Origin of the sequence: Pseudomonas sp. PA-4-8C, from assembly GCF_021606625.1 — a bacterium.
GTDB classification, from domain to species: Bacteria; Pseudomonadota; Gammaproteobacteria; order Pseudomonadales; family Pseudomonadaceae; genus Aquipseudomonas; species Aquipseudomonas lactis.
This window is the reverse complement of record NZ_WKCD01000245.1, coordinates 1-8,557: the sequence shown is the minus strand read 5'-3', so window position 1 is coordinate 8,557 and position 8,557 is coordinate 1. Positions and strand designations below refer to the sequence as shown.

The following is an 8,557-nucleotide window of genomic DNA, read 5'->3' as shown; positions in this document are numbered from 1 at the left end:
CCAGGCGGTCGAGGATGCCATCGCGCTCGGCTTCGTCCAGGGCGTAGAAAATTTCCTTGCCCAGGTCGATGCGGTACAGCGGCGGCATAGCGACGTAGACGTGACCGGCATCCACCAACGGGCGGAAATGCTGCACGAACAACGCGCACAGCAAGGTAGCAATGTGCAGGCCGTCAGAGTCGGCGTCGGCGAGGATACAGATCTTGCCGTAGCGCAACTGGCTCATGTCTGCCGCGCCCGGATCGACGCCGATGGCGACCGCGATGTTGTGCACTTCCTGGCTGGCCAGCACTTCGCTGCCATCGACTTCCCAGGTGTTGAGGATCTTGCCGCGCAACGGCAGGATCGCCTGGAACTCCTTGTCCCGCGCTTGCTTGGCGGAACCGCCGGCGGAGTCACCTTCCACCAGGAACAGCTCGGAACGCATCGGGTCTTGCCCGGCGCAATCGGCCAGTTTGCCCGGCAGTGCCGGGCCCTGGGTGATGCGCTTGCGCTCGACCTTCTTGCTGGCTTTCAAGCGACGGCCGGCGTTGTTGATCGCCAGTTCCGCCAGGGCCAGGCCCAGCTCGGGGTGCTCGTTGAGCCACAGGCTGAACGCGTCCTTGACCACGCCAGAGACAAACGCCGCCGCCTCGCGGGACGACAGGCGCTCTTTGGTCTGGCCGGAAAATTGCGGTTCCTGCATCTTCATCGACAGCACGAACGCGATGCGCTCCCACACGTCTTCCGGCGCCAGTTTGACGCCGCGCGGCAACAGGCTGCGGTATTCGCAGAACTCACGCATGGCATCCAGCAAGCCTTGGCGCAAACCGTTGACGTGGGTGCCGCCCTGGGCCGTGGGGATCAGGTTGACGTAGCTTTCCTGCACGCTGTCGCCACCTTCGGGCAACCACAGCAGCGCCCAGTCCACCGCTTCTTTATTACCCGACAGGCTGCCGCAGAACGGCTCGTTGGGCAGGCGTTCGAAGTCGCTGACCGAGTCTTCCAGGTAAGAGCGCAGGCCGTCTTCGTAGTGCCACTCGACCTTCTCGCCGGTACCTTTGTCTTCAAAGCTGACCAGCAGCCCCGGGCACAACACAGCCTTGGCCTTGAGCACGTGCTTGAGGCGGCTGATGGAGAATTTGGGCGAATCGAAATACTTGGGGTCCGGCGCAAAGTACACGCTGGTGCCGGTGTTGCGCTTGCCCACGGTGCCGATCACTTCCAGGTCGGTGGCTTTGTAGCCATCGGCGAAAGTCATCTGGTACTCGTTGCCATCGCGCTTGACCTTGACCCGCACCAGGGTCGACAGCGCGTTGACCACGGAAATACCCACGCCGTGCAAACCGCCGGAGAACTGGTAGTTCTTGTTGGAGAACTTGCCGCCGGCATGCAGCTTGGTAAGGATCAGCTCGACGCCCGGCACACCCTCTTCGGGGTGAATGTCCACCGGCATGCCACGACCGTCGTCGGACACTTCCAGGGAATGGTCGGCGTGAAGGATGACTTGCACCGACTTGGCGTGCCCGGCCAAGGCTTCGTCGACGCTGTTGTCGATGACTTCCTGGGCAAGGTGGTTCGGCCGACTGGTGTCGGTGTACATGCCGGGGCGTTTGCGCACCGGGTCGAGGCCCGAGAGGACTTCGATGGCGTCGGCGTTATAAGAGCTAGCGCTGGGAGTGGCCATGGGGTCTCGTCGTGAGTCGTTCGATTAAAAAGTGACCTGCGATTTTCTACAGTGACGAAAAATCGAAGGATTGAAACTGATCTGCGCCAATGCCGGCAAAGCACAACAGTGCCGGCAATTGCTGGGCGAACCCCTGGTAACCATGGTCGCCACCGGCCTGGATGCGCAAGGCGCAGGCCCGGTAATACTGTTGGGCCAGGCGATAATCCAGGGTTTCGTCCCCGGTCTGCAACCACACCTGATAACGCGCGGCATCCTGGGGAGCCGGTACTTCCAGCTCGGCCAGCGCCGTGACGTGGTCCTGTGTCAATTCCCAGGTCTCATCGGTGTAGAGGTTCTTCTGGGTGCCCAGGTAACCGTCGAACATCCGATGGGGGCTGACCGCCGGGTTGACCAGCAGCGCCTTGAGGCCATGGCGTTCGGCAAGATGGGTTGCATAGTAGCCGCCGAGTGAGCTGCCGACCAGCAGTGGCCGGCCCAGTTGCGCAATCGCTTGCTCCAATTGAAGAATTGCCTGACGAGGGTGGTGATGCAGCGCCGGCACACGCAGCTGGTCGGACAGGCCAAGGGCATCCATCACAGTGGTCAACTGGCTGGCCTTGTTGGAAGCCGGCGCACTGTTGAAACCGTGGATATACAGGATCGAAGCGGACATGCCGGGCTCTCCGTGCTGAGGCCAAAGAGGCGCAGTTTACAGGGAATGCAGGCAGAAGCGGACCCAATGTGGGAGCTGGCTCGCCTGCGATGGCGGCGATTGAGTCAACGAGTCAGCGCCAGGTACACCGTCATCGCAGGCAAGCCAGCTCCCACCTTTTGATCAGTGTTTACAGGCCTTAATAGCCGTTGCTGCCGTAATCGACCGTAAAAGCGAAGCCTTTGACCCGTTCCACCCCCGTTTCCAACCGTCCGTCGCCATGCAAGCGCAACCAGCGATACCCCGGTGCCTGCTCGCTGACCTGGAAATCCTCACTTCCCGGCGCAAACTGGATACAGGTAGACGGCGAAGCCAGCAGCCGCACACCGTCGCGCTCGCTGTCGATCTCCTGATGCACATGCCCCCAAAGCAATGCCCTGGTCTGCGGGAAGCGCTCAAGCACGGCAAACAGCGCCTCGGGGTTGCGCAGGCCGATCGGTTCCATCCACGCACAACCGATGGGCACCGGATGATGGTGGAAACACACCAGGTGATGGCGGCCCGGCGCCTCGCTCAAGGCCTGCGCCAGCAGTTGCAGTTGCGCGTCTTGCAGGTAGCCCGGCACCGACCCTGGTACCGCCGAATCCAACAGAGTGATACGCCAGTTGCCGATATCCACCACCGGTTCGAGCAAATCACTGTGCATGGCAGCCTGGGCCATGACCTGCGGTTCGTCGTGGTTGCCAGGAATCCAGCGCGCCGGAGCGCCAAGGGACGCGGTCAAATCGCGAAACTGCTGGTAGGACGCCAGCGTGCCATCCTGGGACAGGTCGCCGGTCGCCAGTATCAGGTCGATGGCCGGCTGTTGCGCGCGCACCAACTCGACTACCCGCTGCAGGCTTTCACGGGTGTTCATGCCCAGCAGCGTGGCGTCAGCGTCAGCAAACAGATGGCTGTCGGACAACTGCACCAGCAACACGGCATCAGGATTCACGGCGGATACACTCGGCAAGGCGCTCTCCCTGGCAACTACAGGAATGGATAATTGGCGCGATTATGCTGGGGCAGGACACAAAGAGGAAACCCAAGGAAACAGACGCAGTTCACATCTACCGCACCACTTCAAACTCATGGCCCAAGGCCAGGCAGTGGCTGAGCCATTCGCCGAGGAACACATTGAGCTGTGCTTTCTCATCGGGCTGGTGCATGAACACGTTCGGGTAAGGATAGATGCTGCGAAAGCGTCGCGCATGTTCGGCGCTGATCACTTCGGCCATACGCGCGTCGTGGTACACCTGCACTTCCAATTGCGGCACCGGCAACCACGGCAGGCTGTGCTCCTGGCGTACCCGCAGGGTGGTGGTGTAGGGGCAGGTGAGAATGACTTCCAGGGTCAGCACGCCGAGCATCTGGTCGCCGTGGGTGACAGCAATGCGCCGCGCCTGGGGGGCGTGGCGCATGTCCGGGAGCAGGCGCATCAGCCGCGCATAGTTGGCCTCGCAGGCCGCTTGCAGCCCGATCAGGTCAACTCGATAACGTTCCCGTGCCTTTACTGCCATAACCCCCTCACTTCCGCGCGATTAAGCGCAAGCCATTGCAGGGCGATAATGCTGGCTGCGTTGGAAATCTTGCCGTCGCGCACCGCCTGCAAGGCATCTTCGAAGGCCCAGGCGGTGACGCGGATATCTTCTGCTTCTTCTTCCAATCCATGGACCCCACCCGCGCCCGAGCTGTCGCAACGGCCCAGGTACAGGTGGACAAATTCGGTACTGCCGCCAGGCGACGGGAAATACTTGGTGATCGGCCACAGCGCGGAGAATGTCAGCCCAGCTTCCTCTTCGGCCTCGCGGTGTGCAACCTCCTCGGGTTGCTCATCCTTGTCAATCAGGCCGGCGACCATCTCCACCAGCCAGGGGTTATCGGCACGGCCCATGGCGCCGACGCGGAACTGTTCGATCAGCACCACCTCATCGCGCTGCGGGTCGTAGGGCAGCACGCACACGGCGTCATGACGCACGAACACTTCGCGGTTGATCACCCGGCTCATGCCGCCGTCGAATTTTTCATGGCGCAGTTGCACGCGATCGAGCTTGTAGAAGCCTTTATAGGCATTGTCACGCTGAACAATCTCGATCTTGTTCGGTGTCGACTTCGCGATGTCGGTCATGGTGTCCCTCGTTAAGCTCGTGCAATGGGCGCCATCCTAACGCGCCGACGCCCGTTGATGCAGCCCCTTTGCGGTTGCCGGGAGAGGCGGCGAACGTCAAACTCACTGCAATCAGTTTAGTGGCGAACTGGCGGCCACGTTGGCAGTCCAAGCGCTACTCTTTTCGCTTTCCATCGATTTACGAAGGACACACATGTCGCTTTTAAGAATCGCCTCCGTGGCCTGTATTGCTTTGACCCTGGGTGCTTGCCAGAGCCTGTTCCAACCCGCCTATCTCAAGCCGCTGGACGTTACCACCGACAAGTCGGAGCAGATCAAGCCCGGCTGCGACAGCCCGGCCTGCCCGCTGGTGAACATCGACACCGTGCATTTCCCTGCCGAGCCACAACTGGACAGCCTGGTGGAACAGCGCCTGCTGCAAATGACCCGCACCACGCCTGGCGCCAGCGTGCCGGCGAGCCTGAACGCCTATCGAAACACCTTCCTGCGTGAGTCGCCAGACCGCCACGGCATGTACTTGCAAGCCAAGGTACGTGACCAGCATGACGGACTGGTGATCGTTGAAGTGTCCAGCTACCTGGACACAGGTGTCGCCCACGGCGAGCCAGGCCGCGGGTTTATCAACTATTCACGGATTCTGCATAAGGAACTGACCCTGGCCGACATGCTGTTGCCCGGCCAGGAGCAAGCCTTCTGGAATACCGCTAAAGTTGCCCACAACAGCTGGTTGATCAGCACCAAGATGGACCGCGACCCAGAATTCGTGAAGAGCTGGCCGTTTCAGAAAACCCCGAACGTGGCCCTGACCAGCGGCGGCGTGGTGCTCAAGTACAACGTCAGCACCATCGCCCCTTACGCACAGGGGCTGATCGAAATCACCCTGCCCTATACGCGCCTCACCGGTGTGATCAAGCCTGAACTGGTGCCGGCACGCCGTTGATCGGTTGACGGTTCAAGGGTGTTATTGCAGAGGGAGATTGGGTGTTTGTCGGATCGTTATCGCGGGCAAGCCCGACTCCCACAGGGGACCGTTTGTGAACACAAAATCTGTGTACCACTCGGCCAACTGTGGGAGCCGGGCTTGCCCGCGATGACGGCGGTGCAGACACCGCCGCCTAGGGATCAGACCTTCTTGTAGAGCTGGCTACCTTCCTGCTTGAACCGCTCAGCCTGCTCGGCCAAGCCCTTGGCCACATCCACATCCACCGCATCGATACGCTGGTTCGCCGCGTACTCACGCACTTCCTGGGTGATTTTCATCGAGCAGAACTTAGGCCCGCACATCGAACAGAAATGCGCGACCTTGGCCGAATCCTTCGGCAAGGTTTCATCGTGGTACGAACGTGCGGTATCCGGGTCCAGGCCGAGGTTGAACTGGTCTTCCCAGCGGAACTCGAAGCGCGCCTTGCTCAAGGCGTTATCGCGAATCTGCGCGCCGGGGTGGCCTTTGGCGAGGTCGGCCGCGTGGGCCGCGATCTTGTAGGTAATGATCCCGGTCTTCACGTCGTCCTTGTTCGGCAAGCCCAGGTGTTCCTTGGGTGTGACGTAGCAGAGCATGGCACAACCGAACCAGCCGATCATTGCCGCGCCGATACCCGAAGTGATGTGATCATAGCCGGGCGCAATGTCGGTGGTCAGCGGGCCTAGGGTGTAGAACGGCGCCTCGTCGCAGCACTCCAGTTGCTTGTCCATGTTCTCCTTGATCAACTGCATCGGCACATGGCCGGGGCCTTCGATCATGGTTTGCACGTCGTGCTTCCAGGCGGTTTTGGTCAGTTCGCCCAGGGTTTCCAGTTCGCCGAACTGCGCGGCGTCGTTGGCGTCGGCAATCGAACCCGGGCGCAAGCCATCGCCAAGGGAGAAGCTGACGTCATAGGCCTTCATGATTTCGCAGATTTCGTCGAAATGCGTGTAGGTGAAATTCTCTTTGTGGTGGGCCAGGCACCACTTGGCCATGATCGAACCCCCACGGGAGACGATGCCGGTCACGCGCTTGGCAGTCAGCGGCACATACCGCAGCAATACCCCAGCGTGGATGGTGAAGTAGTCGACGCCCTGCTCGGCCTGTTCGATCAAGGTGTCGCGGAACAGCTCCCAGGTCAGGTCTTCGGCTGCGCCACCGACTTTTTCCAGGGCCTGGTAGATCGGCACAGTACCGATTGGCACTGGCGAGTTGCGGATGATCCACTCGCGGGTTTCGTGGATGTGCTTGCCGGTGGACAGGTCCATCACCGTGTCCGAGCCCCAGCGAATGCCCCAGGTGAGCTTCGCCACTTCCTCTTCGATGGACGAACCCAGGGCGCTGTTGCCGATGTTGCCGTTGATCTTCACCAGGAAGTTACGGCCGATGATCATCGGTTCCAGCTCGGTGTGGTTGATGTTGGCCGGGATGATCGCGCGGCCCCGGGCGATTTCTTCGCGTACGAATTCAGGCGTGATGATTTTCGGCACGCTGGCGCCGAAGCTGTGGCCGGCGTGCTGCTGATCCAGCAAGCCACTGGCACGGGCTTCTTCAAGCTTCATGTTTTCGCGGATGGCGACATATTCCATCTCGGCCGTGATGATGCCTTTGCGCGCGTAATGCATCTGCGTGACGTTGGCACCGGCCCTGGCGCGGCGCGGGTTCTTTACATGGGCAAAACGCAGGGCGGTCAGCTCGGCATCGCTCAAGCGCTGCTGGCCGAAGTGCGAGGTGAGACCGGGCAGGCGCTCGGTGTCGTCGCGTACTTCGATCCACGGCGAGCGCACGTCGGCCAGGCCTTTGCGCACGTCGATAATCACATTCGGGTCGGTGTAGGGGCCGGATGTATCGTAGACGGTAACCGGCGCGTTGATTTCACCGCCGAAATCGGTGGGGGTCACGTCCAGGCTGATTTCACGCATCGGCACGCGAATATCCGGGCGGGAGCCCTGCACGTAGATTTTTTGCGAGCGGGTAAACGGCTGCACGGAGCCGGAGTCGACCTTGGCCGATTCACTCAGGTGCACGGTATTTTTTAGTTTTGTACTCATCACAGGCTCTCCAACTTATCCAGGCGGTGGATTTTTGTCGGAGCGAACCTGTGACGGACGGACGCACTGGAACCAGTGCTGTGCTTGGCGCACGAGGGCTGTTCGATTGTCGAACAACATCCCGGACGAAGCACAAGAGGACTCGCCGGGTGACGAGAAATCTTGTTCCCTACGCAGGCGCTAACCTGATCAGGTTCAACGGGATCCGGTATTTACCGATCTCAGCCTTCCAACAAGGCACCCCGACAAGAACGCGGCCAGTCTAGACCATGGCGTGGGCAAATTGCCAATAGCGGTTTATTCAGCGTGATGAATGGCGTGATCGTGGGATTGTTGTGCGCAGGCCCCGCTACTACACTCGGGCACGGCCTCAAGGCTTGACGCCAGGCATGGCCAGCCTTAGCCTTGGGCGCTGAATTATCACCGTAATATTCATACTAGGGATCGCCTCATGCTGCGCAAACTCTCACTGGCTGTTGCCGTGTCTTGTGCGACCAACGGACTGGTCTGGGCAGCTGAAGCGCCCTTGTCCGCCAACACCGACCTGGTCAGCGTCTATCAGGAAGCGGCGAACAACAACGCCGACCTGGCCGCTGCCCGTGCCCAGTACGGCGCGCAAAAAGAAGTGGTGCCCCAGGCCCGCGCGGGCTTGCTGCCGAACCTGTCCGCCGGCGCCGATAGCAACAACGTGCGCACCCAGATCGACCAGCCGGCCGCCACGGCCAACCGTGACGCCCACTCCTGGCGGGCCACCTTGAGCCAGCCACTGTTCCGCGCCGACCGCTGGTTCCAGCTGCAAGCCGCCCACGCGGTCAACGAGCAAGCCTCGCTGCAACTGTCGGCCTCGGAGCAGAACCTGATTTTGCAAAGCGCCGAAAGCTATTTCGCCGTGCTGCGTGCCCAGGACAACCTGGCGTCGACCAAGGCCGAAGAAAACGCCTTCAAGCGTCAGCTCGACCAGTCCAACGAACGCTTCGATGTGGGCCTGTCGGACAAGACCGATGTGCTGCAATCCCAGGCCAGCTACGACACTGCCCGAGCCAATCGCATCCTGGCCCAGCGCCAGGTGGACGACGCC

At 61.1% G+C, this 8,557-nt stretch carries 8 protein-coding genes and 1 riboswitch; of the genes, 2 read left to right on the top strand and 6 right to left on the bottom strand.

Annotation, left to right across the window (positions count from 1 at the left end; translation table 11 throughout):
- The 5 genes from parE to GIW04_RS24390 form a co-directional block, all read right to left on the bottom strand.
- Positions 1-1,666: DNA topoisomerase IV subunit B (gene parE, locus GIW04_RS24410; protein WP_236479275.1), on the bottom strand; the 1,666-nt coding region annotated here is incomplete at its 3' end.
- Positions 1,667-1,712: 46 nt separating this feature from the next.
- Positions 1,713-2,321 (bottom strand): YqiA/YcfP family alpha/beta fold hydrolase, encoded by a 609-nt coding sequence (locus GIW04_RS24405; protein WP_032893865.1) that lies wholly within the window; start codon positions 2,319-2,321, stop codon positions 1,713-1,715.
- A gap of 178 nt (positions 2,322-2,499) precedes the next feature.
- Positions 2,500-3,312: a 3',5'-cyclic-AMP phosphodiesterase gene (gene cpdA / locus GIW04_RS24400; RefSeq protein WP_120247934.1), complete on the bottom strand. Its 813-nt coding sequence runs from the start codon at positions 3,310-3,312 to the stop codon at positions 2,500-2,502.
- 97 nt (positions 3,313-3,409) lie between these two features.
- Positions 3,410-3,859 carry a DUF1249 domain-containing protein gene (locus GIW04_RS24395; protein WP_003188022.1) on the bottom strand — a complete coding sequence of 150 codons (450 nt, stop codon included), beginning with the start codon at positions 3,857-3,859 and terminating at the stop codon, positions 3,410-3,412.
- Positions 3,850-4,467, bottom strand: a complete 618-nt coding sequence (locus tag GIW04_RS24390; RefSeq protein ID WP_003188021.1) for an NUDIX domain-containing protein — start codon at positions 4,465-4,467, stop codon at positions 3,850-3,852. The genes GIW04_RS24395 and GIW04_RS24390 overlap by 10 nt, the downstream gene beginning before the upstream one ends.
- Before the next feature lie 193 nt (positions 4,468-4,660).
- Here GIW04_RS24390 and GIW04_RS24385 point away from each other — a divergent pair, with 193 nt between their 5' ends.
- The gene (locus tag GIW04_RS24385) at positions 4,661-5,407 is read left to right on the top strand and encodes an RsiV family protein (protein WP_003188019.1); all 747 of its coding nucleotides are present in this window, start codon (positions 4,661-4,663) and stop codon (positions 5,405-5,407) included.
- Positions 5,408-5,589: 182 nt separating this feature from the next.
- Here GIW04_RS24385 and thiC read toward each other — a convergent pair whose 3' ends face one another.
- The gene (thiC, locus tag GIW04_RS24380) at positions 5,590-7,479 is read right to left on the bottom strand and encodes a phosphomethylpyrimidine synthase ThiC (RefSeq protein ID WP_034134747.1); all 1,890 of its coding nucleotides are present in this window, start codon (positions 7,477-7,479) and stop codon (positions 5,590-5,592) included.
- 149 nt (positions 7,480-7,628) lie between these two features.
- A riboswitch (TPP riboswitch) is annotated at positions 7,629-7,734 on the bottom strand.
- A gap of 196 nt (positions 7,735-7,930) precedes the next feature.
- On the opposite strand from thiC, the gene GIW04_RS24375 reads away from it, so the two are divergent.
- Positions 7,931-8,557 (top strand): TolC family protein (locus GIW04_RS24375; RefSeq protein WP_236479274.1); only part of this gene is annotated, 627 nt, incomplete at its 3' end.

Coding starts and splice junctions, on each gene's coding strand:
- GIW04_RS24405 (WP_032893865.1), bottom strand. CDS start 2,321: ATGTCCGCTTCGATCCTGTATATCCACGGTTTCAACAGTGCGCCGGCT.
- GIW04_RS24395 (WP_003188022.1), bottom strand. CDS start 3,859: ATGGCAGTAAAGGCACGGGAACGTTATCGAGTTGACCTGATCGGGCTG.
- GIW04_RS24390 (WP_003188021.1), bottom strand. CDS start 4,467: ATGACCGACATCGCGAAGTCGACACCGAACAAGATCGAGATTGTTCAG.
- GIW04_RS24385 (WP_003188019.1), top strand. CDS start 4,661: ATGTCGCTTTTAAGAATCGCCTCCGTGGCCTGTATTGCTTTGACCCTG.
- thiC (WP_034134747.1), bottom strand. CDS start 7,479: ATGAGTACAAAACTAAAAAATACCGTGCACCTGAGTGAATCGGCCAAG.